The organism is Chelatococcus sp. YT9 (assembly GCF_018398315.1).
Lineage (GTDB): Bacteria > Pseudomonadota > Alphaproteobacteria > Rhizobiales > Beijerinckiaceae > Chelatococcus.
In genome coordinates this window covers 1,645,316-1,669,508 of sequence record NZ_JAHBRW010000001.1, presented here as the reverse complement: position 1 = coordinate 1,669,508, position 24,193 = coordinate 1,645,316, and the positions used below count along the sequence as shown (strand labels likewise).

Genomic DNA, 24,193 nt, shown 5'->3' with positions numbered 1-24,193 from the left:
TGCCATAATCGGCCGGCGGCAGGAGACCCATGTCTATTTCCAATCGCAAGCCGTCCTCGCCGAAGGAGGCGCCGACAGAACCGCTGAAGCAGGCCGTAGCGACGACGCTGCGCGCCATCGCGCGGCAGCCGGAGCTGGAGGTCGCGTTCTCGTCAGACAAGCCGGCGCTGACGCCCGGCCGGGCGCGCCTGAGCGAGCCCCCCCGGCGCATGTCGCCCCACGACGTGGCCCTGCTGCGCGGCCAGGCTGACGCCATGGCGCTCCGGCTCGCGTGCCACAACGATGTGACGCATCGCAAGCTGGCGCCACAGGGCGCGGCGGCCCGCGCCATCTTCGATGCGGTGGAACAGGCACGTGTCGAGGCAATCGGCGCCCGGCGGATGACAGGGGTCGGCGACAACCTGACCGCCGTGCTCGAGGAGCGCTTCCAGCGCGCGAACCTGCAGGGCATCACGGACCGTGACGACGCCCCCCTCGAGGATGCAATCGCCCTGATGGTGCGTGAGCGTTTGACTGGCCGCCCGCCGCCGGCAGCAGCCCAGGGCATTGTCGATCTCTGGCGAGACGTCATTGAAGCGAAGGCTGGCAAGGATCTCGACAGCCTGCTCGGCACGATTGAGAATCAGCGCGCTTTCGCGAGAGGGATCCGTGACCTCCTTACGCATCTCGACATGGCCGAAGATGCCGACACAGAGGGCGAGCAGGACGAATCCGACGACAGCCAGGAAGAGGGCGACAAGCAGGAACAGGGCGAAGGCGAATCGCAGGAGGACGCCAGCGCCGAGCAGGGTGACATCGAGCTGACGGACGAAGCCAGCGACGAGATGGAGGACGGCACCAGCGAAACGGCCGAAGCGCCGCAGGGCGAGGTACCCGACGACAGCGACGCCTTCGAGGAGGACGACGCCGAGGAGGCCTGGCGCCCACCACCGCCTCGGCACAACGAGCCGCGCGGCCCTGACTACCGCGTTTACACGAACCAGTTCGACGAGATCATCGCCGCCGAAGAGCTGTGTGATCCGGAAGAATTGGCGCGGCTGCGCTCCTATCTCGACAAGCAGCTCGACAATCTCCAGGGTGTAGTGGCGCGGCTCGCGAACCGCCTGCAGCGGCGTCTGCTCGCGCAGCAGAGCCGCTCATGGGAGTTTGATCTGGAGGAGGGCATGCTCGATCCCGCGCGCCTCTCGCGGGTTGTGACGGACCCCTTCCAGCCGCTGTCGTTCAAGCGCGAGAAAGACACCGATTTCAAGGACACCGTCGTCTCACTGCTGATCGATAACTCGGGCTCCATGCGTGGGCGACCTATCACGGTTGCAGCCACCTGCGCGGACGTGCTGGCACGCACACTGGAGCGCTGTGGTGTCAAGGTCGAGATTCTCGGGTTCACGACGCGCGCCTGGAAAGGCGGACAATCGCGTGAGTCCTGGTTGCAGAATGGCAAGCCCGTCAACCCTGGGCGGCTGAACGACCTGCGCCACATCATCTACAAGGCTGCCGACGCTCCCTGGCGCCGAGCGCGCCGGAATCTCGGCCTTATGATGCGGGAAGGCCTGCTTAAGGAGAATATCGACGGCGAAGCGCTTGATTGGGCCCATAAGCGCCTTCTCGGCCGTCCGGAGCAACGACGTATCCTGATGGTCATCTCCGACGGCGCCCCGGTTGACGATTCCACATTGTCCGTCAACCCCGGCAACTATCTGGAGCGGCATCTCCGGCACGTCATCGCCGAGATCGAGGAGCGCTCGCCCGTGGAGCTCATCGCCATCGGCATCGGCCACGACGTCACGCGTTATTATCGGCGCGCCGTCACGCTTGTCGACGCCGAGGAACTCGGTGGCGTCATGACGGAAAAGCTGGCCGAGCTCTTCGAGGAGAAGCCCGCTCCGAAGCGTGGAGCCGGTGTGCGTGCACGCCGCTCGGCCTACGCCTGATCGCAAGCCATGCAACTACGATCGCCCGCATGGCTGGCCACGAACCGCTCCCTGCGGATCGGTCTCGCCATGCTGGCCGTCGCGGTCGCCGTGCCGCAGGGCGCGGCCATCTCGGAGGTTCTGGCGAAAGGGCCAGAGCCGATTGCGATCAACGCAACGGCAATCTCCGCTTTCACAGGCAGCGCACCAGATCGGCAGCGCTTCGGCCGCCTGGAATTCCGCGGCGGTTTGCAACTGCGGTCCCCTCACCCAGCCTTCGGCGGCTTTTCCGGCCTGGCGCGATCGCCCGACGGGCGGCGTCTCACCGCCATTTCCGACAAGGGTTATTGGCTGAGCGCCGATGTCATAGAGGCCGGTGGGCGGATGGTCGGCCTCGATCGCGCCGTCATGGGCCAGCTCCCCTCGCCAACCGGCCGGCCACTCGCTTCCACGCGCTCCTACGATACCGAAGGCCTCGCGATGGCAGGCCCTGTGGCCTATATCCCCGTCGAACGCACACATGAGGTGCTGCGCTTCGATTGGGGTCAGGAGGGGCCGCGGGGCCCGGCCAAATCCGTGCCGCTGCCACGCGAGGTAAAGGCGCTCGGCCGGAACAGAGGCCTTGAATCGATTGGTGTCGCGCCCCCCGGAAGTCCTGTTGCGGGCGCCGTGGTGAGCATTGCGGAGGAGCCTCCGCGCGCCGGAGGGCCAGACGGCTTCATCCTCACCGGCTCGCGAAAAGGCACCTTCAGCGTCGTCCGCCATGATGGCTTCGCCATCACCGACATGGCATTTCTGCCAGGCGGCGACCTTGTACTGCTGGAGCGCCGCTATGTGCCGCCCTTCAGCCTCGCTACGCGCTTGCGCCTCGTGGATCGCGCCGCGGTGCGGCCCGGCGCCGTCATCGATGGGGAAATCCTGCTGACGGCAGATCTTGCCGCCGAAATCGACAACATGGAAGGGCTGGCCGCGCACCGGAACGCCGCCGGCGAAACCATCCTCACGCTGATATCAGACGATAATTTCTCGATGTTCCAGCGCTCCCTGCTGCTGGAATTCGCCCTGCTGCCGCCAGAAACCGCATCGATCGCGCCGCCGGTAAAGGCGCAATAGCTGAAACACGACAACGATTTGCCGGCGTTCACCCCTAGAAATCCGAACGTTGCAACCGGGGAGGATGTGCCGCCCTCGCAGCAATTCGGCACAAGCCTATCAGCCCGCGCTGCGCTGGAACCGCTCCGCCGGAAGCACAACGTTGAGTAGCGCGCCATAGGGCAGCAGCATGAGCAGCGCCATCGCCACCTTGACGACGAAATCGCTTACTGCCCAAGCCACCCAGACCGGCGCGGTCACCACAAAGCCGGCGATGCCGTATGTCGCGACATCCGTAACGTCACCGGCGAAGGCGAGCGTGAAGAAGAGCGCGGTATCGATCGCCGAGCCCACGAGGCTACCGATCAGCGGTGCACGCCACCAGGCAAGGCGTCGCAGATTGTTGAACACTGAGATGTCGAGCAGCTGACCGACCAGGAAGGCCGTGCCCGAGGCAATCGCAATACGCGGGCTCGCCGCCGCGATGGACGCGATGACTGCGATGATGAAGCCGACGATCACCAGCCGGCGCGCGAGCTTCGGCCCATAGCGCCGATTGGTGAGATCGGTGATCAGGAACGAAACGGGATAGGTGAAAGCACCCCAGGTGAGATAGTCGGCAAGGCCGAAGGGCGTGAACGGATATTGCACCGCCACGTTGGACAGGACGACGATGGCCGCCATCGCCGTCACGGGCAGCCAAAGCCGCGATACAAGGCTCGTGAATGTGCGCGTGCTGTCCATCGGCTCAAACCACCCTTTCGGCATCATGACCCGCGGCAGACGGGCCGGGATGCAAACAGCAAAAATCGCGCCGACGACGTCAGCGCGATCATCTTGCAGCAAAGCCCAGAGGCGTAGAAGCTTCCCAGCCTCAGCCGGCAGCCGCTTCCGTCTGCTTCTTGGCGATTTCGCGCTTCAGGACACGCAGGTTCTGAGCCAGCTCCGTCTCCGGCGCCTTGGCGAGGAAGGCATCAAGCCCACCACGGTGCTCCACCGAGCGCAGGGCCGCAGCCGAGATGCGCAGCTTGATGCCGCGGCTCAGCGCTTCCGACTGAAGGGTCACATTGACCAGATTCGGAAGAAACTTCCGCTTGGTCTTGCGATTGGAGTGGCTCACGAGGTGACCAGACAGAACGGCCTTACCCGTGAGTTCGCAGCGGCGCGCCATGACGCTTAGTCCTTAACTTGGTTGGTGCACTCTTGCAAAGCTAACAGCAGCTGGTCCCGACCTCAGCCGGGCCAAGAGGCGCCGATGTCTGAATGAAAGTTGCGCGTGTATAGTAGATGTGATCAGGCACCGTCAAGGATCCTGCGCGATTTCGTTGCGATCGGACGCAAGATGCGTCACGATTCGAACGGATTTTCATCCGACAAAGGCGAGCGATTCGGCTCGCGGCGGGTGCCGACATGTGAGATCGCGGGATCCCGGGTGTCGCGCGATGGAGAGTGCAACAGTATGATCCGGCGTTGGAAAAGCAAGGCTGGCTATGCGGCGAGCGGCTTTCGCCGGGCGATGCTCGGGATCTTGGCGCTCGCGCCACTCCCTGCGAGCGCCGCGTCGATCGAGGCCAACTACGATATTTCCCTGCTCGGCCTGAAAATCGGGGTCGCCGCCATCAAGGCTGACGTGCTGAAAGATCAGTATAAACTCGATGTCTGGTCGCAGCTCACGGGCTTGGCTGGCGTCATCACGGGCGGCAAGGGGGCGGCCACGTCGACCGGCAGCATCTCGGGCGACCGCATCGTGCCCACGACCTTCGCCGTGACCACGGCCAACTCGGAAAAGTCGATAACTGTCCGCATGGCTTTGGCCGGCGGCAGCGTGCAGGCCGTCGAGATCAAGCCCCCGATCGAACCGAGACCGGACCGGATCCCGGTGACCGAGCAGAACAAGCGCGGCGTGGTCGATCCACTTTCTGCCTTGCTGATGCCGGCGTCGTCCCGGAACGCGTCGAGCGAGGCCGCCTGCAATCGCACGATTCCTATCTTCGACGGCGCCACGCGCTTTGACGTGAAGCTGTCCTACGCTCGCCAGGAGACTGTGCGCAGTCCAACCTACTCTGGCCCCGTTTCCGTATGCCGGGCGCGCTATCTGCCCATCTCTGGCCATCGGGCCGACCGGACAGCCACCAAATTCATGGAAAACAACAAGGATATGGAGGCGTGGTTGATGCCCGTCGGCGAAGACCGCGTTTTCATTCCCTATCGTATCTCGGTGCGCACCCCACTCGGCACGACGGTCATCGAGGCCACCCGCGTGAATGTGAACGGCAACAATCCTCAAATGCCGGTCCGCGCGCGGAACTGAACAAAAGGCAAGGTCCCGCGGGAGCCGCTATAGGCAGCTGGCTGGCAACTCTCCGGCAGCCACGGCGATGCGCGGCCGCGATAAGCACCGAGAACATTCGAGGCCATCTCACGCTTCGCTGCGTTCTCAAGTCAGCCTAACCAGTCGATCGTCGTGTGATACCTGTATTTAGCTTGTGTCTATTCAGCACGGTAACCACTATATTTCGTGTGAGAACGAAACCTGATTCTGCAGGAGTCAGCGATTCGGCCGCGATTCGTTCTAGACTCGTTCCAATGCATAAATTCAGCCGCGCTTTACGTATCGATGTGATACAGAAGGCGAGCCACATCGTTCAGGGCCGTTGCGGGAGTTGCGGTCACGGCGTTTCCGTCCAGTCTCTACGGCATCGGGTTTCATGGTTTCATCCCTGACGGCAGCACGGTCGCTCTCACCGCAGATGCGGGCGCGCGGTGTGACCGCGGTTCTCGGCCCCACCAACACCGGCAAGACACATCTCGCTATCGAAAGGATGGTCAGCCACACCAGCGGCGTCATAGGCCTGCCGCTGAGGCTGCTCGCGCGCGAGGTTTATGGTCGGGTGGTGGAGCGCGTCGGCGCTGATGCCGTCGCGCTCGTCACCGGCGAGGAAAAGATCAAGCCGCCTAGCGCGCGCTACTGGGTCGCCACCGTCGAGGCGATGCCCAGCGATCTCGATGTCGCGTTCTGCGCGATCGACGAGATCCAGCTCGCTGCAGATCTTGACCGAGGTCATATCTTCACGGACCGGCTGCTCAACCGCCGCGGCTATGCGGAAACGCTGATCATTGGCGCCGCTACCATGCGTCCGCTGGTGGAGACGCTCATCCCCGGTGCCAACATCGTTTCACGCCCGCGCCTGTCGACGCTGACCTTCACCGGCGAAAAGAAGATCACGCGGTTGCCCCCGCGCTCGGCCATCGTCGCCTTCTCGGCGGAGGAGGTCTACACAATCGCCGAGCTGGTGAAGCGCCAGAAGGGCGGCGCTGCCGTCGTGCTGGGCGCGCTCAGCCCGCGGACGCGGAACGCGCAGGTCGCGCTCTATCAATCGGGCGAGGTTGACTATCTCATCGCCACCGACGCCATCGGCATGGGTCTCAATCTCGAGGTCAACCATGTCGCCTTCGCCGGCGACCGCAAATTCGACGGCTTTGGCTTCCGCCAGCTGAATCCCGCGGAATTCGGCCAGATTGCGGGACGGGCGGGACGCTATATGCGGGACGGCACCTTCGGCACGACCGGACGTTGCCCTCCCTTCGACGCGGAGCTGGTGGAAGCGCTGGAAAGCCACAGCTTCGACCCGGTCCGTGTGGCGCAATGGCGTAATGCGGACCTCAACTTCCGCTCGCTCGGCGCCTTGCAGGCGAGCCTGGCCGTTCTGCCGACCGAGAAGGGGCTGACTCGCGCGCCACTCGCCGACGACGTGAATGCGCTCGAGATCGCCTCTCGTGATGACGACATCCGGCGGCTCGCAACCGGAGCTGAAGCCGTCTCACAGCTGTGGGAGGTCTGCCGCATTCCGGACTATCGGCGTGTGGCGCCGGCCGCGCATGCCGATCTCATCGTGACGATTTACCGTGCGTTGATGACCCAGGGCGTGATAGCGGATGACTGGTTTCGTCGGCAGGTCGCGCTGGTGGATAGGACCGATGGGGATATCGACACCCTCTCGGCCCGCATCGCGCAGGTGCGAACCTGGACCTTCGTTGCCAACCGTCCCGACTGGTTACGTGATCCTGAGCATTGGCAGGAGGCCACCCGTCAGGTAGAGGACAAGCTGTCGGATGCTCTGCATGAGCGTTTGGCGAGCCGGTTCGTTGATCGGCGGACCAGCGTACTCATGCGGCGCTTGAGAGAGAATGCGATGCTCGAAGCGGAAGTGACCGCCAGCGGCGACGTCCTGGTCGAAGGCCAGCATGTCGGTCGGCTGCACGGATTTCAGTTTGCCCCAGATCCCCAGGCCGATGGCCAGGAGGCCAAGGCATTGAGGGCGGCGGCCCAGAAGGCCCTCGCTGGCGAGATTGAGGCCCGTGCCGAGCGCTTTTCCCAGGCGCCGGACGATACCTTTGTCCTGGCCAACGATGGCACCATCCGCTGGATGGGCGAAGCTGTCGCCAAGCTCGTGGCGGGCGACAAGCTGCTCACCCCGCGCTTCAGGCTGCTGGCGGACGAACAACTGTCCGGGCCGCCGCGCGACAAGGTGGATGCGCGTCTCCAGACCTGGATCAAGGCGCATATCACCAAGCTCCTCGGCCCGCTGATCGCTCTCGAGGAAGCCGCCGACATTCCCGGCATCGCCCGCGGCATCGCCTTCCAGATCACCGAGGCGCTCGGCGTTCTGGAACGCGCCCGCGTCGCGCAGGACGTAAAGGGGCTGGACCAGGACGGGCGCGCGGCGCTCCGCCGCTACGGCGTGCGCTTCGGCGCCTACCATCTTTATTTGCCGCTGCTGCTGAAGCCAGCTCCGCGCGGCCTCGCAGCCCAGCTCTGGGCGTTGAAGCATGGCGGGCTTGATGTGAAGGGCCTCGACGAGATCCCCCATCTCGCCGCTTCAGGCCGCACGTCTTTCCCAGCTGACACGGAAGTGCCGCGCGGGCTTTATCGCGCCGCCGGTTTCCGCGTCTGCGGCGGCCGCGCCGTCCGTATCGACATCCTCGAGCGCCTGGCGGACCTGATCCGGCCGGCGATTGGCTATCGCCCGGGCACGACCCCTGGCGAGCCTCCGGCTGGCGCAGCCGACGGCGACGGTTTCGTGGTGACAGTCGGCATGACGTCGCTCGCCGGCTGCTCCGGTGAAGACTTCTCATCTATTCTGAAATCTCTCGGCTACGTGGTCGACCGGCGCCCCGGCCCGGCCATCACCGTCCCGCTGGTACCGGCTCCCCAGCTCATTCGCCCTGCCGCGGAAGGGGCATCGGGTGCCGAGGCGGCTGCTGAAGCCGCCGCGCCCGCGCAGGCCGAGGCCCCGGACGCGGGGACCGGAGAGGCAACCGTTTCAGTCGATGAGACCGAGCTGGCGGCCGATATGGCGGACGCTGCCTCCGTCGCCGAAGCCGCCGACAGCCCGAACGATACGGCGTCCATGCCACTCGCGGCAGAGGCCGACGAGCAACCCGCGGCTGAAACGGCCGTAGAGGCCGCTGTTGAGGCGGAGGCAAGCGTCACCACGAATGCGATGGCCGAGGTCGAGACAGATGCTGCGGCGGCGGAAGCGACGGCGGCCGAGCCGGTCACCGCGGAGCACGCGCCTGTGGCCGAGGCTGCGCCTGCGCCGGAGGACGAATCAGCACAGGTAGAGCCGGCCGCGGTCGAGCCGACAGAGCCTGAAATGATCGAGGTGTGGCGGCCGCACCGCCAGAATCACCATGCTCAAGCGCGCCGGCGCAATGACCGCGCACCCGGCGAAGGGCGTTCAGACCGACGGGCTGGGGAGCGCAATCAAGGCCAGGGGCGACGTGCTCCACAGGGAGAAGCGGGCACAACCGTTGCCCAAGACGGGCAATCCCGCGAGGGACACTCCCACCGGCAGCAGCGCGATAATACCAGCGGCGATCGTCCGAAGCGCGACTGGAAGGCGAAAGCTCCCAATCGCGAAGGTGGGCGCGAGTTCGGCAAAGGTGAGTTTGGCAAGGGCGGCAAGCGCGGCGGCGGCTCTTTTGGCAAGGAAGGCGGACGGCCCGACAGCGGAGGCGGCGGCGGGCATCGCGGCGGCAGAAGCGGTAACTGGCAGGATCGGCCACAACCGCGCGCCGACAAGGCGCCTGATCCCAATTCGCCTTTCGCAAAGCTCCTCGCGCTCAAGGAAGAGCTTGAAGCCCGCGCGGGCCGCAAAGGGTGAAGCCTGCGTCCGGCGAGCGGATACGGATCGACAAATGGCTGTGGCATGCGCGCATGGCCAAGAGCCGTACCCTCGCCGGCAAGCTCGTTGAGAGCGGACATGTGCGCTTGAATGGGCGACGGCTGGACGGCGCAGACCGTCTCATCAAGCCCGGCGACATTCTGACGCTGGCGCTGGCACATGCCACTCTCGTCGTGGAGGTGTTGGCGCTTGGGCATCGCCGCGGCCCAGCACCGGAAGCGCGAACGCTCTATCGTGATCGGACAGAAGGCATCATCACGGCCGCAGACACCGCGACGGAGGACTAGCAGGCCGCTCCACACAAAGATCGGCCCATATGTTTTGCCGGCAACCGTGCCGGCTTTCACCTTTCTTCGGAACTCCGCCGCGAACCGGGCACTCGAACAGCGCGACAGCGTGCAGAGGGGTTGACCCGCACAGGCCGGCACCTTATTTACAGAAAAATCACAACAATATCTCCTAAATACAAATTATGCTGGTATTTATATGACCAATCGCTCGCTCGTGCGACAAGTCCACTCTTGTAAGGGCTTGCATTTGGTTTTAGATCACGAGCGCGTTTCGACCATCGAAGCGCCGCCGGATTGCGGTATTGCGTTCAAACAGGGGCTGCGGGCCTCGCCAGCTCGTCAGCGGAGAGGTCGATGACCTACGTCGTCACCGATAACTGCATTCGTTGCAAGTACATGGACTGCGTCGAGGTATGTCCGGTGGACTGCTTCTATGAAGGCGAGAACATGCTCGTCATTCATCCCGACGAATGCATTGATTGCGGCGTCTGCGAACCGGAATGCCCCGCTGAGGCTATCAAACCGGATACGGAGCCGGGACTGGAGTCCTGGCTGAAGCTCAACGCGGATTACGCGAAAACCTGGCCAAACATTTCGCAGAAGGGGGAGCCGCCGGCCGACGCAAAGGACATGGACGGCGTGCCTAATAAGCTCGAAGCGTACTTCTCCCCGAATCCTGGTCAGAGCGACTGATCACGATTAAAGGCTTGATCGTTGCCTTGCGAGGCGATCAGCCCGGCAGTCCTTTGATTTCCCCCGTTTTTTGTGTTAGGGTATGCCTCATGGTCGATTAACGCCATGGGCGCCTTTTGCTGCCCTGTTGTTACGGGTTCAATAAGCAATGACATGAATGCAGTCGGCAGACCCTATTCAGGCGTCTAGCTCGCGGGGTGTCGTGTTTCCCTATCGGCTCTGATGTCAGCGTGTGAGTTTCTTGCACGTCGTGGCAATTTTTTGCGTGCGTGCCGGCCGGCCTAAGCCGGTCTGCGACAGTAGCGTTCGGTCTGAAGCGAACGCGATCAGGAGGCGATCACTATCATGACGAGTGCCAAGAAGACCGCCCAGCGTCAGGGATTCAAGACGGGTGAATCCATCGTCTATCCCGCTCATGGCGTCGGACAAATCGTCGCCATCGAAGAGCAAGAGGTGGCAGGCTACAAGCTCGAGTTGTTCGTCATCACTTTTGAGAAGGACAAGATGACGCTGCGCGTCCCGACCGCGAAAGCGGCGAGCGTCGGCATGCGCAAATTGGCTGAGTCGCCGCTTGTCGGCAAGGCCCTTGAGACATTGACCGGTCGTGCCCGCGTGAAGCGTACGATGTGGTCGCGCCGGGCTCAGGAGTACGAGGCGAAGATCAACTCCGGTGATCTCATCGCCATCGCAGAAGTTGTCCGCGATCTTTATCGCTCGGACGCCCAGCCGGAACAGTCGTACAGCGAGCGCCAGCTCTATGAAGCGGCGATCGATCGCATTCTGCGCGAAATCTCGGCGGTCAATGAGATCACCGAGACCGAAGCCATGAAGCTGATCGACGATGCGCTCGCCAAGGCCCCGCGTCGTGCCACGAAGACCGCGCCAGCTGACGCGGAAGCCGAGGCGGACGAAGAGGACCTGCAGGACGAAGCCGCGTAAGGCTTCGCCTCGCGTTTGTTCAAAGCCCGCCCTCCGGAAAGAGGGCGGGCTTTTTTTAGCGGAAGGGACCATTGCGTCCCGCGCAGACCTCCATGTGTGGATGACCGTTCCACGGCCTCGCCGTCCCGTTTGCGACGTTCTCAACCTTTGTGGCCGCCCCCGCTTAGGGCACCGCGGCGCCAGTGCTTCTTGAAGGCGTTGCCAAATTCTCCAGATCGGCACGCTACGCGGCACGTCCGTTGCCCTAAGCTGAGCCTGCAGCGTTCATGGCGCTATCGAGGCCATCACAGCGTTCCACGCGGGACCCTGTTCCCGCACGAAGCTGACGACAGCCTACGCGCCGCCTCCGCCTCTGCCCTGCGCAAACCGTGCTTGTCGGTTGTCATATAAGTTGTTACGGTCGCATGCATCGCCAGAGATATCCGGGGGGCGGCGTTGATGCAGATCGTCGATATCAAGGTCCGCGTATTTCGTCACACGACACGCCGCCACCAGGATTCGGCCGGCCACGCGCACCCCGGCGAACCGCACAAGGTGAGACAGGCGCTGCTCACCATCGTGTGCGATGATGGGACCGAGGGCCATTGCTTTGCGACGCCGGAGGTCGTGCGACCGCACCTGATCGAAGCCTTCGTGAAGCGCGTGCTGCTGGGCCAGGACCCCTTCGACCGCGAGCGGCTGTGGCAGGAGCTCGCCCACTGGCAACGCGGTAGCGCGGCTCAGCTCACGGATCGGACACTTGCCGTCGTCGATTGCGCCCTATGGGATCTCGCCGGGCGCAAGCTCGGGCTACCGGTCTACAAGCTCATCGGCGCGTATCGGGACAAGGTCCCCGCTTACGGCTCCACGATGTGCGGCGACGAGCTCGAAGGGGGCCTCGCCACCCCCGAGGACTATGGGCGCTTTGCGGAAATGCTGGTGAAGCGTGGCTACAAGGGCATCAAGCTGCACACCTGGATGCCGCCAGTGTCCTGGGCACCGGACGTGAAAGCCGATCTCAAGGCCTGCGCCGCCGTACGCGAAGCCGTGGGGCCTGACATCCACCTGATGATAGATGCATTCCATTGGTATTCGCGCACGGAAGCCTACGAGCTCGGCCGAGGGCTGGAAAAGCTCGGCTTCGCTTGGATTGAGGAGCCGATGGACGAGCAGAGCCAGTCCTCCTACGCCTGGTTGACGGCGGCGCTGGACATCCCGGTGCTCGGCCCCGAAAGCGCGGCGGGCAAGCATTTCACCCGTGCGGAATGGGCCTCGGCAAAAGCCTGCGATATTCTCCGCACCGGGGTGCACGATGTGGGGGGTATCTCACCTGCGCTCAAGTCCATGCATCTCGCCGAATCCTTCGGCATGAACTGCGAAGTGCACGGCAATGGCGCGGCTAATCTCATCGTGACTGCAGTCGCCAAGAATTGCCGTTGGTACGAGCGCGGGCTCCTTCATCCCTTCCTCGAATATGATGACGGTGCCGAATATCTGCACAGCCTCTCGGATCCCATGGACGCCGACGGTTTCGTGCATCTCTCCGACAGGCCGGGCCTGGGTGAGGACATCAATTTCGACTTCATCGACGCCAATCTGGTGGACGGCGCATACCGCTGATCACCGGGACGGCTCACCCGAAGGATTTCTGACAGTGAACCATCCACCCGCCCGCGCCATCGATCCCCAAGAGCTCAAGCACGTCCTGTCCTCGGGCCTGATGTCCTTTCCCCTCACGGATTTTGACGAGAACGGCGATTTCAACGAAGCTGGCTACCGCGGCCGCCTCGAATGGTTGATGCCCTATGGCGCCACGGTCTTGTTTGCCGCCGGGGGCACGGGTGAAGCGTTCTCGCTGACGCCTGCCGAGCACCAGCGCGTTATCCGTGCGGCGGTGGAAACCTGCGGCAACAATACGCCAATCATAGCAGGGGCGGGCTATGGCACACGGCTGGCGATCGAAATGGCACGGAACGCCGAAGCCGCTGGTGCCGCAGGCATCCTGCTGATGCCGCACTATCTGACCGAGACGACCCAACGCGGGCTCGCTGCCCATATCGACGCCGTGTGCAAATCCGTGCGGATCGGCGTCGTTGTCTATAACCGCAATGTCTGCAAGCTCGACGTGGCGACCCTCGAAAAGCTGGTGGACGCCAATCCCAACCTTATCGGCTTCAAAGACGGCGTGGGCGACATCGAAGCCGTCACCATCATCCGCAACCGCCTCGAGGATCGCGTGAGCTATCTCGGTGGCCTGCCCACGGCCGAGGTTTTCGCGGAGGCCTACAACGCTGCGGGCTTCCCCGTTTATTCCTCTGCCGTCTTCAACTTCATCCCGCGCACGGCCATCGCATTTTACAAGGCAGTGCGCGAAGGAGACCGCCAGACCACGTCGCGCCTCCTGAAGGAATTCTTCATTCCCTATATCGCGATCCGCAATCGCGGCGGCGGCTATGCCGTGTCGATTGTGAAGGCCGGTGCCCGCCTCGTCGGCCGGTCCGCCGGCCCGGTGCGTCCGCCGCTCGCGGACTGCACCGAGGAAGATCATCGCGATCTCGGGGCTCTGATCGAGAAGCTCGGCCCGCAATAGCGGCGCGCAGGGCGTTCACGCTCAGCTTTCGTCGTCGGCGAAATTGCCGGCGAGACGCAGACCCTCGATCCAGGTACCGCCATCGCGACGAATGATGGTGCGCGGCGTGACGCCCCCATGGCGCGCGAGTTCTGCCGCGAGTTTCTCTGAGTGTGTGACGAGCCAGATCTGCGCGTGCCGCGCCGCCCGGGCGATAAGCCGCGCCAGCGGCCCGAGCAGATCGGGATGGAGGCTGGTCTCCGGTTCGTTGAGAGCGACGAATCCCGGCAGACGATAGGACAGCAGCGCCCCCATCAGTGCGAGATAGCGCAGGGTGCCGTCGGATAGCTCAGCCATCTCGAAGACCCGTTTCGGGTAATCGGGAAAGATGATGCCGAAGGACGCATGCCGGCCAGGCACGGGGCAGACGAGCTGCGCACCGGGAAAAGCATCGTCAATCGCCGCGTCAAGCTCTGTCGTGTCCTCGCGGATGTGCACGAGCGTGGCGAAGACAGCAGCAAGATCGGCGCCGTCGGAGGATAGCGTCGGCGTCGTCACCGCGAGGCAGGGACGGCGCAGCGGCGCCGCCGCGTCCGTGCGAAAGTCATGATAGAAGCGCCAGTCCAGCATGAGCCGGCGGGCAATCGCCACGTCGGGGAAGTGAATGGGATCGTCGAGGGAGCCAAGCGCGGTCTCGGAGGCCATCAACCCGTCGGCATGGCTCTGCTTGCGCCCCTGTGCATCGAGCGCCTTGGTCATCGGCCCGCGCCGTTCCAGAAGAATACGCGGACGGCGCCCTTCGAGGCTCGTCAGCGTTTCGGCCTTGATCTGCGGTTCGAGCGGAAAGGCTGCGACCGCGGCCCGGCCGCCGGAGCCCGGCATGGGTAAGCCAACCTCGATCTCATAGCCCTGCGCCAGGCTGGATCGTGGTGGGTCGTCGGTCTCATCCCAGCTCGGCCCGGTGGTGCCGAACTCGACGCCCAGCTTGATACGCGCCGGCTTCCTGGGATCTCGTACGCCGGCCCAAAGCGCGGATTCCATACCGCCCTCGGCGGCGAGCTCCCGCGCCAATGTGCCGGCCGCTGCTGCCCGCACCAGTTGCAGACCACGGTATAGGTTCGTCTTGCCGACGCCATTGGCGCCTACGAAGACGTTGAGCTGGCGTAGTGGAAAGCGAATGGCACGCACAGAGCGGTAGCCAGTGATGGCGACCTCACGGATAGCAACGGTCATCGGAGAGGCCAGTGCTGGATGTTCCGGGACATGTATCGGCGGGGCATGGCTTGGCGGGGCATGGCTTGGCGAGACATAAGCGAACTCTCACTCCAGCAGGGCGATCGTCTCCTGTATGTGGCACGCAGCCCTGGAGCCACAACACTCTTGCGTGATCAATCGACATTCAGAGAGGGCGTGGATCGTGTCACCCCGCGTCGTGACCCGAAACAAAAAGGACGCGCATCTGGCGATGCGCGTCCTCGACACAAGCTCCCAGAGGCGGGACCCACCGGATTCCCGCGAGGCGATCAGGCGCTCATGGCTTCCTTCTGGCGCTCGGCGCGCTTGCGATCATTGGGGTCGAGCAGCGTCTTGCGCAAGCGGATCGACTTCGGCGTGACCTCGACCAGTTCGTCGTCCTGGATCCAGGCCAAAGCCCGCTCCAGCGTCATCTTGACCGGCGGGGTCAAGCGGACGGCCTCGTCCTTGGAGGTGGTACGAATGTTGGTGAGCTTCTTGCCCTTCAGCACATTGACCTCGAGGTCGTTGTCGCGGGTGTGGATGCCCACGATCATCCCCTGGTACACCTTCCAGCCCGGTTCGATAACCATCGGGCCGCGATCCTCAAGGTTCCAGAGCGCGTAAGCGACGGCCTCGCCCTGCTCGTTGGAGATCAGCACGCCGTTGTTGCGGCCGGCGATCTCGCCCTTGAAGGGCTCGTAGGCATGGAACAGCCGGTTCATGATCGCCGTGCCACGCGTGTCCGTCAGCAATTCCGATTGGTAACCGATAAGGCCGCGGGTCGGCGCGTAGAACACCAGCCGCTGGCGATTGCCGCCGGAGGGGCGCATCTCGACCATTTCGGCGCGGCGCTCGGACATTTTCTGCACGACGGTGCCGGAATATTCCTCGTCGACGTCGATGACGACCTCTTCGATCGGCTCCAGCGTCTCGCCATTCTCTCCCTGGGAGAATACGACGCGGGGACGCGAAACGGCGAGTTCAAAGCCCTCGCGGCGCATCGTCTCGATGAGAATGGCAAGCTGCAATTCGCCACGTCCGGAGACGAAGAACGAATCCTTGTCCTGCGATTCCTCGATCTTCAGCGTAACGTTGCCTTCCGCTTCCTTGAACAGGCGATCCCGGATCATGCGGCTCGTGACCTTGTCGCCTTCGGTGCCGGCAAGCGGCGAATCATTGACGATGAAGGACATGGTGACGGTCGGCGGATCAATCGGCTGGGCCTGGATCGCCTCGGTGACCGAAGGGTCGCAGAAGGTGTCGGCAACGGAGCCCTTCACGAGCCCGGCGATGGACACGATATCGCCCGCCTCGCCGATCTCAATCGGCTGACGCTCAATGCCACGGAAGGCAAGAATCTTGGAGACACGGCCGTTTTCGACCAGGTTGCCGTCACGATCGATGACCTTGATGGTCTGGTTCGGCTTCACCGTTCCCGACGCAATGCGCCCGGTGATGATGCGCCCGAGGAAGGGGTTGGCCTCGAGCAGCGTGCCTAGCATGCGAAACTGACCTTCCTCGACCTTGGCCGGCGGGACGTGCTTGACCACGAGGTCGAACAACGGCGCCAGTCCATCCTCCTTCGGGCCCTCGGGCGAGTGGGCCATCCAGCCGTCGCGGCCAGAGCCGTAGAGGATCGGGAAGTCGAGCTGCTCGTCGGTCGCGTCGAGCGCGGCGAAAAGGTCGAACACCTCGTTGATGACTTCCGCCGCGCGTGCGTCGGGACGATCCACCTTGTTGATCGCCACGATCGGCTTGAGGCCGATCTTAAGCGCCTTGCCGACGACGAACTTCGTCTGCGGCATGGGACCTTCGGCCGCATCGACGAGAACGATGGCACCGTCGACCATGGAGAGAATGCGCTCTACCTCGCCGCCGAAATCGGCGTGGCCGGGCGTATCCACGATATTAATGCGGACATCCTTCCAGACGACGGAGGTCGCCTTGGCAAGGATGGTGATGCCCCGTTCCTTCTCAAGGTCGTTGGAATCCATGACGCGTTCGGCGACGCGCTGGTTCTCGCGAAACGAGCCCGACTGCTGGAGCAATTTGTCGACGAGGGTGGTCTTTCCGTGGTCGACGTGTGCGATAATCGCTATGTTACGCAAATTCATGGGTTTTCCTGGCCGCGACCCTCTCGGAACCTTACGGATCAGGGCCGGTTGTTAGCAGATTGACGATGACAATATGAATAACGGGCCGCGAACCTCCCGAGGTCCGCAGCCGCGCATGTTGCACTGCATATACGGCGAAATCGCTGCCACGGCAACGTGTAGCGTTGCAATTGGCTAATGGATGAAGCCGCCGCCACATTGACCTCGCCGCCTCTCCCCCCTAAGCAAGATTCGTTATCAGGCGGCTGGTACCTGGGGAGGTGCAGCCTGATGACGATGGGCATGGCAGGTTGGAAAACGGCCATAGACATGTCAGGAGCAAACCGCTCCTTCGCCCGCGACGCCCCGGCGTCCATGGCCTGGTAGGAGCGTCCCGACACCAGGCCCGCCCTGGGGGAGGGGCGGAAATCCGCATGCCAACGGTCATGACGGAGCGGTATACGGCCATACTCGGGGCGTTCCTGGTCGCGCTGGGGCCGGTCAGCCTTGCCCTGTATACGCCCGCGATGCCAACACTCGTCGATGAACTCGCGACATCGTCCGCCGCCATCAAGCTGACCATCACCGCCTATTTCATCGGCTATGCTCTGGCGCAACTCGCCTGTGGCCCGTTGTCAGACGCCTATGGACGGCGCCCCATCGCAATTGGCTTCTTCTCGCTCCATCTCGTCGGCAGCCTGATTGCGCTGTGGTCGCCGTCGATCGGTTGGCTTTTGGCCGGGCGCATCCTGCAGGGTACGGGAGCCGCCGCGGGCGTCGCCATTTCGCGGGCGATGGTGCGCGACCAGTTTACCGGCGCCTCGTCCGTTAGGATCATGAGCCTGATTGGCCTGATGCTCGCCGTGGGGCCCGCCTTGTCGCCGGTGCTTGGCGGCCTCACCCTCAGTGTTTTCAGCTGGCGTGCGCTGTTCGTCTTGATGGCCATCTACGCCGCTGCGGCAATCGGCGTCCTTCTGTTCGCGACGCGCGAGACCAACAATCGGCCTGATCCGGCCATGGCCCGGCCACGGCAGTTCATGGCGAGCTACAAGACGCTGCTCACGGACCGGGCTTTTCTGCGGGCCGGCTTCCTTCTTGCGCTGGTCACCGGCGGTCTCTACACGCTCGCCACCCTTCTGCCTTTCGTTCTCATCGGCGAAGTGGGCCTGAGCCCGATCATTTTCGGTCTTGGGATGATGCTGCAATCCGGATCCTACGCCCTCGGCTCTCTCCTTACCGCGCGCTTCATCACCTATCTCGGTGCCGAACGTATCATTTCCATCGGGCTTTGCTTCACCCTCACCGCCTCGCTCGGATTTTTCATCGCGCTGTTTCACGAGCCGTCGTTCGTCACAGTCATGGTACCCGTGATGCTGTGGGCCTTCGGCCTCGCACTCACGATGCCGGGCGCGACCACCAGCGCGCTCGCGAATTTTCCGCGCATCGCGGGGGCAGCCGCAGCCATGGTCGGCTTCCTGCAGATTGCCGGCGGTCTCGCGGGCTCGGCCATCTCGGCGTTCTTCGCCGACCCCTATATCGCGCTGATGACGATCATGCCGGTCATGGGGCTTCTGGCGATTCTGGTCCATTTCGGGCTGCGCAGCCGGTCCTGAGCAACCTCGCCTGGCAGGACGGCTCGGGAGATCTCAGGCGGCCCCCTGACGAGCCCGCTTGAACACCGCGAGATTAGGCTGGGCCAGGATGAGCGCGATCACGAGCAGCCAGAGACCGTGGCTGAACGAAAATGCGGCCAGCGCAGCAACGAGGGCAAGGCCGCAGAGCGCGATTGCCAGACCCGCTCTTCTGTTTCCGATGACAGGCGCGAGGATAACATATGCGCTGCGGCCGCCATCGAGCGGAAAGGCAGGCAGCAGGTTGAACAGCCCGAGCGAAACGTTGATCCAGCTGCCGACATCGAGGAAGGCGCGGAGCAAAGGCGGTGTCTCACGGGTTGTGAAGCCCGACGCGGCCTCGAACAGCCCGTAGAGAACAAGGTTGCTCACGGGTCCTGCCAGCAGGATGGCCACCGCCTTCCAGGGTGTCTTCGGCATCCATTTGAGGTGGGCGACACCGCCGAAGGCGTTGAGCCGGATCGCCTGCGAAGGAATGTCGAACAGCCGTGCAACCTTGGAATGCGCAAGTTCGTGCACCAGAACCGAAATCCCGAGAAGCACGACGAAGCCCGCGCCGAGCGCGATGGTCTGGGGCCTGCCCGCGAGCCAATACGGCGCCGCCAGAAGGATCGCCACGAGGAGAAAGCCGCCGTCGATTTCGACGGGAACCCCGGCGATGCGGCCCAGCCGCAAAACCGCTTCTTTCCTGGCTGGTCGCTTCGCGGCCCGCGGCCGCGTTGCGGCGGGCTGAGAAGAGGGGGGCGGCGCAGGATCCGTGGGCGTCGCCCCAGTGGCTGTCACAGGCCGAGCTTCTTCTTACGCTGTCCGAGCGTCCTCAGGCGCAACGCGTTCAGCTTGATAAAGCCGGCCGCATCGCGATGGTCATAGGCCACCGCGCCTTCCTCGAAGGTGACGAGATCCTGATCGTAGAGCGAATATGGACTGTCGCGGCCGACGACATGGACGCCGCCCTTGTACAGCTTGAGACGGACTGTGCCGGTGACGAATTCCTGGCTCTTGTCGATGAGCACCTGCAGCATCTCGCGCTCGGGCGAGAACCAGAAGCCGTTGTAGATGAGCTCGGCATATTTCGGCATCAGCTCATCCTTCAGATGCGCTGCGCCGCGGTCGAGCGTGATCGATTCGATCGCGCGATGGGCGAAATAGAGGATGGTGCCGCCAGGTGTCTCGTACATCCCGCGCGACTTCATGCCGACGAAGCGGTTCTCGACAAGGTCCAGGCGACCGATGCCGTTGGCGCGGCCAAGCGCGTTGAGCTTCGTCAGCAAGGCAGCCGGCGACAATGCCTCGCCGTCGATGGAGACCGCGTCGCCCTTCTCGAAGCCGATCGTGATGAGCGTGGGCGTATCGGGCGCGTCTTCGGGATTGATAGTGCGGGAATAGACGTAATCCGGCACTTCCTGGCCCGGGTCTTCCAGCACCTTGCCTTCGGACGAGGCATGCAGGAGGTTCGCGTCCACCGAGAAGGGGGCCTCGCCGCGCTTGTCCTTGGCGATCGGAATCTGGTGCTTCTCGGCGAACTCAAGGAGTGCCGTGCGCGACGTCAGATCCCATTCGCGCCACGGGGCGATGACGGTCACGTCGGGCTTCAGCGCGTAGTAGCCGAGCTCGAACCGCACCTGGTCGTTGCCCTTGCCGGTGGCGCCATGAGCGACGGCGTCGGCACCGAGCTTCTCGGCGATCTCGATCTGCTTCTTGGCGATCAGCGGCCGGGCGATCGAGGTGCCCAGCAGATAGAGCCCCTCATACTGCGCGTTGGCGCGGAACATCGGGAAAACGTAATCGCGAACGAATTCCTCGCGCAGGTCCTCGATGAAGATGTTTTCCGGCTTGATACCGAGCAACAGCGCCTTCTGTCGTGCCGGTTCAAGCTCCTCGCCCTGCCCGAGATCGGCGGTGAACGTGATGACTTCGCAGCCGTAGGTCGTCTGAAGCCACTTCAGGATGATGGAGGTGTCGAGACCGCCGGAATAGGCGAGCACGACTTTCTTGACAGGCTTCTCGGACGATGGGCTCAGGGACATGGGTTCAGATCTCGTCGACAAACGCGGCCGCTTACGCTGCCTGCATGGGATGCCGCGGGACTATAGTGCGCGCGCCAAGGGGCGCAAGCCATCGCGCACCGCGGATACGACAAAGATGCGACGTTTTGGCGAGGCTGTCCAAAAAAAGCGCACCCGCGCGTGTCCCGTGCGAAAAGATGCGTGGCGGTGCCACAGGTATTTTGTGTCTCGATATTGTTCGATCTCGACATCGCCGTCGTATTGACGCCATCTTCCCGCTGTCCTGACTGGTGCTTGACTCAATAAAATGGAGCGCAGCGTGCACCGCCATCAGCTGGATTTCTGGTATGATTTCGCGTCGCCCTACGCCTATCTGGCGGCGATGCGGATTGAAGCCCTTGCGGAAATCCATGCTGTCGATGTCCGCTGGCGGCCCTTTCTGCTCGGTCCCATTTTCGCAGCGCAGGGTTGGTCGGATTCGCCGTTCAATCTTTTCCCGGCGAAAGGACGCTACCACTGGCGCGATCTCGCGCGGCAAAGCGCGAAATACGGCCTACCCTTCAAGCCTCCGGCGAATTTTCCACCCAACAGCCTGGCAGCCGTTCGCCTCGGCCTTCATCTGCGCGATCGTGACCTGGCCGGCCCGTTTTCCCGGGCACTGTTCGCCGCCACGTTCGGTGAAGGCCGGCCCATGTCCGACGTGGATGTGTTGACCTCCGTGTTGAGAACCCTCGGCATCGACCCCGGCCGTGCCCTCGCCGAGTCGCAAAGCCCGAACGTGAAGGCACGGTTGCGCGCCGAAACCGAAGAGGCCCGCTCCCGTGGGCTTTTCGGCTCTCCGACCTTTCTTACCGGTGACGGTGAATTGTTTTGGGGAAACGACCGGCTGGAAGAGGCCATCGCCTGGGCTGCCGGCGAACGCCCGGACGGCATGCTGTAAAGCCGGGGCCGGTTTTCTGCCGCGCTGGTCTTGCACTTCAGCGGCTTGAGGTCTATGTTCCCCGCATCCTGATCATCCAGAATGGTTCATGGTGAACCGTGACGGAGAGTGGGCCCCTGCGGGTCCGCTCCTTTTTGTTCTGGAAAATCGAGTAGGGCCCCTATTGACCGAGACTGATCTGCATCTGATGGAACAACGTGTGATCGCCGAAAAAGGCGTGGCCGCGCGCGTGGCCACCATCGTCGAGCCCGTGCTCGCCGATCTCGGCTTCCGTCTGGTGCGGGTCAAGATCAACGGCATGAACGGTTGCACCGTGCAGATCATGGCTGAGCGGCCTGACGGTTCCATGACCGTCGAGGGCTGTGAAGCTGTCAGTCGCGCCGTGTCGCCGGTGCTCGATCTCGAAGATCCGATCGATCGCGCCTATCACCTCGAGATCTCGTCGCCGGGAATTGACCGGCCGTTAGTGCGTCGATCCGATTTCGAGCGATGGGCAGGCCATGAGGCAAAGGTAGAGACCGCTTTGCCGGTCGAGGGTCGCAAGCGTTTCCGCGGCCTGCTGCGCGGCCTGGACGGCGAGGCGGCGCGGATCGAGCGCCTGGACGCCAAGCCTGACGAGGCTGTGAACGTGGCGGTGCCGCTTGCCGACATCACCGAAGCGCGTCTCGTCCTCACGGACGAGCTGATCCGCGAGACGCTTCGCCGTGACAAGCACGGGGAACTGCAGGATCTCGGCGACGATGTCGACATCGAGGATGTGGATACGGTGCCGGACGAGGCCGACAACGACAACAGGCCCGGCTGGGCGGGCAAAGGCCGGGTCAAGGACGCCAAGACCAAGGACGTCAGGACCAAAGGTGGGTCCAATCGCCAGAGCAAGAAGGCTGGCAAGCCTTCTGGTGAGAAGCCTTCCACCAACGAGTGACCAAACGAGAGGATTGACGACATGGCGGTGAGCGCCAACAGGCTCGAGCTCCTGCAGATCGCCGACGCCGTCGCGCGGGAAAAAGTGATTGACCGCGGTATCGTGCTCGCGGCCATGGAGGATGCGATCGCCAAGGCGGCGCGGTCCCGCTATGGCGCCGAGACCGACATTCACGCGGAAATCAATCCGCGCACCGGCGAACTGCGCCTCGCGCGTCACCTGCTCGTCGTGGACGATGTCGAGAATTCATCGACCCAGATCGGCCTTGCCCAGGCGCGGCGTCACAACCCCGCCGCCCAGATCGGCGATGTGATCTCCGATACGCTGCCTCCGTTTGATTTCGGCCGCATTGCGGCGCAGTCCGCGAAGCAGGTCATCGTGCAGAAGGTCCGCGAAGCGGAGCGCGATCGCCAGTACGAGGAGTTCAAGGACCGCATCGGGCAGATCGTGAACGGCGTCGTGAAGCGCGCCGAATACGGCAATGTGATCGTCGATCTCGGCCGCGGCGAGGCGATCGTGCGGCGTGACGAGCTCATTCCCCGTGAGACTTTCCGCCCGGGCGACCGCATCCGCGCCTATGTCTATGACGTTCGCCGCGAGACGCGTGGGCCGCAGATTTTCCTCTCGCGCACGCATCCGCAATTCATGGCGAAGCTGTTCGCGCAGGAAGTGCCGGAGATTTACGACGGCATCGTCGAAATCAAGGCGGTGGCGCGTGATCCCGGCTCTCGCGCCAAGATCGCTGTGATCTCGCGCGATTCCTCCATCGATCCCGTCGGCGCGTGCGTCGGTATGCGTGGTTCGCGCGTGCAGGCTGTGGTTGGTGAGCTCCAGGGCGAGAAGATCGACATCATCCCGTGGTCGGTCGACAACGCCACCTTCATCGTCAACGCGCTGCAGCCCGCCGAGGTGGTCAAGGTGGTGCTCGACGAAGACTCCGAGCGCATCGAGGTGGTGGTGCCGGACGAGCAGCTGTCGCTCGCCATCGGCCGTCGCGGGCAAAACGTGCGGCTCGCCTCCCAGCTCACCGGCTGGGACATCGACATTCTGACGGAGGCCGAAGAATCGGAGCGTCGGCAGAAGGAATTCATCGAGCGCACCAACACCTTCATGGAGCAGCTCGACGTCGACGAGGTCGTCGGCCAGTTGCTTGCCTCAGAAGGCTTCCGCTCGGTTGAGGAAATTGCCTTCGTGGAGCCCTCGGAACTTGCAACGATCGAGGGCTTCGACGACGATACGGCTGCTGAAATCCAGGCGCGTGCGCAGGATTACCTGGCCCGTGTCGAGGCGGAGCTCGATGCACGCCGCCTGGAGCTTGGCGTCTCGGACGAACTGCGCGAGATCGACGGTGTGACGACCGCCATGCTGGTCGCGTTCGGCGAGAACGACATCAAGACGATCGAGGATCTTGCCGGCTGCGCCACCGACGAACTGGCCGGATGGACCGAGCGCAAGGGTCAGGAGACGACCAAGCACAAGGGTATCCTCGATGATCTCGAGGTATCCAAGGCCGAGGCGGAAGGCATGATCATGCTGGCCCGCGTCCGCATGGGCTGGATTGATGCCAGCGAGCTGGAGCAGGCCGCCGAGGAAGCCGAAGACGGCGAGGAGACGGAGGCCGCCGAGGCCGACGCCGTAGAAGGCGACGAACAGACGCAGGCCGAGGGCAGCGAAGCCCCGGCTGCTGATAGATGAGGATGGG

General features: G+C 63.7%; 19 protein-coding genes. 13 read left to right on the top strand and 6 right to left on the bottom strand.

Annotated features, from left to right (window positions below):
• Positions 1–29: 29 nt before the first annotated feature.
• Both cobT and KIO76_RS07470 read left to right on the top strand, forming a co-directional pair.
• The gene (gene cobT, locus KIO76_RS07475; RefSeq protein ID WP_213322280.1) at positions 30–1,931 is read left to right on the top strand and encodes a cobaltochelatase subunit CobT; all 1,902 of its coding nucleotides are present in this window, start codon (positions 30–32) and stop codon (positions 1,929–1,931) included.
• Between the two features lie 9 nt (positions 1,932–1,940).
• Positions 1,941–3,023: an esterase-like activity of phytase family protein gene (locus KIO76_RS07470; protein WP_213322279.1), complete on the top strand. Its 1,083-nt coding sequence runs from the start codon at positions 1,941–1,943 to the stop codon at positions 3,021–3,023.
• A 99-nt stretch (positions 3,024–3,122) separates the two neighbouring features.
• Here KIO76_RS07470 and KIO76_RS07465 read toward each other — a convergent pair whose 3' ends face one another.
• Complete coding sequence (locus KIO76_RS07465; RefSeq protein ID WP_213322278.1) at positions 3,123–3,746, bottom strand: queuosine precursor transporter; 624 nt, start codon at positions 3,744–3,746, stop codon at positions 3,123–3,125.
• 130 nt (positions 3,747–3,876) lie between these two features.
• Positions 3,877–4,173: a 50S ribosomal protein L28 gene (gene rpmB, locus KIO76_RS07460; RefSeq protein ID WP_213322277.1), complete on the bottom strand. Its 297-nt coding sequence runs from the start codon at positions 4,171–4,173 to the stop codon at positions 3,877–3,879.
• A gap of 288 nt (positions 4,174–4,461) precedes the next feature.
• Here rpmB and KIO76_RS07455 point away from each other — a divergent pair, with 288 nt between their 5' ends.
• From KIO76_RS07455 to kdgD, 7 genes are all read left to right on the top strand, one after another.
• On the top strand, positions 4,462–5,313 hold the full coding sequence (locus tag KIO76_RS07455) for a DUF3108 domain-containing protein (RefSeq protein ID WP_213322276.1): 852 nt from the start codon (positions 4,462–4,464) through the stop codon (positions 5,311–5,313).
• Between the two features lie 397 nt (positions 5,314–5,710).
• A complete protein-coding gene (locus tag KIO76_RS07450; RefSeq protein ID WP_249729527.1) occupies positions 5,711–9,169 on the top strand; it encodes a helicase-related protein in 3,459 nt (1,152 codons plus the stop codon).
• Positions 9,166–9,477 (top strand): RNA-binding S4 domain-containing protein, encoded by a 312-nt coding sequence (locus tag KIO76_RS07445; protein WP_291976101.1) that lies wholly within the window; start codon positions 9,166–9,168, stop codon positions 9,475–9,477. The genes KIO76_RS07450 and KIO76_RS07445 overlap by 4 nt, the downstream gene beginning before the upstream one ends.
• A 357-nt stretch (positions 9,478–9,834) precedes the next feature.
• Positions 9,835–10,173: a ferredoxin FdxA gene (fdxA, locus tag KIO76_RS07440; protein WP_213322272.1), complete on the top strand. Its 339-nt coding sequence runs from the start codon at positions 9,835–9,837 to the stop codon at positions 10,171–10,173.
• Between the two features lie 345 nt (positions 10,174–10,518).
• Positions 10,519–11,112, top strand: a complete 594-nt coding sequence (locus KIO76_RS07435; protein ID WP_213322270.1) for a CarD family transcriptional regulator — start codon at positions 10,519–10,521, stop codon at positions 11,110–11,112.
• A gap of 438 nt (positions 11,113–11,550) precedes the next feature.
• On the top strand, positions 11,551–12,711 hold the full coding sequence (locus tag KIO76_RS07430; protein WP_213322268.1) for a mandelate racemase family protein: 1,161 nt from the start codon (positions 11,551–11,553) through the stop codon (positions 12,709–12,711).
• Positions 12,712–12,745: 34 nt separating this feature from the next.
• The gene (kdgD, locus tag KIO76_RS07425; RefSeq protein ID WP_349629368.1) at positions 12,746–13,681 is read left to right on the top strand and encodes a 5-dehydro-4-deoxyglucarate dehydratase; all 936 of its coding nucleotides are present in this window, start codon (positions 12,746–12,748) and stop codon (positions 13,679–13,681) included.
• A gap of 21 nt (positions 13,682–13,702) precedes the next feature.
• Here the strand turns inward: kdgD and KIO76_RS07420 are convergent, their stop codons facing one another.
• Both KIO76_RS07420 and typA read right to left on the bottom strand, forming a co-directional pair.
• Positions 13,703–14,893: an AAA family ATPase gene (locus tag KIO76_RS07420; RefSeq protein WP_213322266.1), complete on the bottom strand. Its 1,191-nt coding sequence runs from the start codon at positions 14,891–14,893 to the stop codon at positions 13,703–13,705.
• A 290-nt stretch (positions 14,894–15,183) separates the two neighbouring features.
• Positions 15,184–17,010, bottom strand: a complete 1,827-nt coding sequence (gene typA, locus KIO76_RS07415; protein ID WP_213322264.1) for a translational GTPase TypA — start codon at positions 17,008–17,010, stop codon at positions 15,184–15,186.
• Between the two features lie 413 nt (positions 17,011–17,423).
• Here typA and KIO76_RS07410 point away from each other — a divergent pair, with 413 nt between their 5' ends.
• On the top strand, positions 17,424–18,602 hold the full coding sequence (locus tag KIO76_RS07410; RefSeq protein ID WP_213322262.1) for a multidrug effflux MFS transporter: 1,179 nt from the start codon (positions 17,424–17,426) through the stop codon (positions 18,600–18,602).
• A 33-nt stretch (positions 18,603–18,635) separates the two neighbouring features.
• Here KIO76_RS07410 and KIO76_RS07405 read toward each other — a convergent pair whose 3' ends face one another.
• Together KIO76_RS07405 and KIO76_RS07400 are read right to left on the bottom strand one after the other, a co-directional pair.
• Positions 18,636–19,295 (bottom strand): site-2 protease family protein, encoded by a 660-nt coding sequence (locus tag KIO76_RS07405; RefSeq protein WP_213322260.1) that lies wholly within the window; start codon positions 19,293–19,295, stop codon positions 18,636–18,638.
• 104 nt (positions 19,296–19,399) lie between these two features.
• Complete coding sequence (locus KIO76_RS07400) at positions 19,400–20,647, bottom strand: argininosuccinate synthase (protein WP_213322258.1); 1,248 nt, start codon at positions 20,645–20,647, stop codon at positions 19,400–19,402.
• A gap of 298 nt (positions 20,648–20,945) precedes the next feature.
• On the opposite strand from KIO76_RS07400, the gene KIO76_RS07395 reads away from it, so the two are divergent.
• The 3 genes from KIO76_RS07395 to nusA all read left to right on the top strand — a co-directional run bounded on the left by KIO76_RS07395 (position 20,946) and on the right by nusA (position 24,186).
• Complete coding sequence (locus KIO76_RS07395; protein WP_291976100.1) at positions 20,946–21,566, top strand: 2-hydroxychromene-2-carboxylate isomerase; 621 nt, start codon at positions 20,946–20,948, stop codon at positions 21,564–21,566.
• A gap of 187 nt (positions 21,567–21,753) precedes the next feature.
• Positions 21,754–22,491: a ribosome maturation factor RimP gene (rimP, locus tag KIO76_RS07390; protein ID WP_213322254.1), complete on the top strand. Its 738-nt coding sequence runs from the start codon at positions 21,754–21,756 to the stop codon at positions 22,489–22,491.
• A 21-nt stretch (positions 22,492–22,512) separates the two neighbouring features.
• Complete coding sequence (nusA, locus tag KIO76_RS07385) at positions 22,513–24,186, top strand: transcription termination factor NusA (RefSeq protein WP_213322252.1); 1,674 nt, start codon at positions 22,513–22,515, stop codon at positions 24,184–24,186.
• The last annotated feature ends 7 nt before the right edge of the window (positions 24,187–24,193 follow it).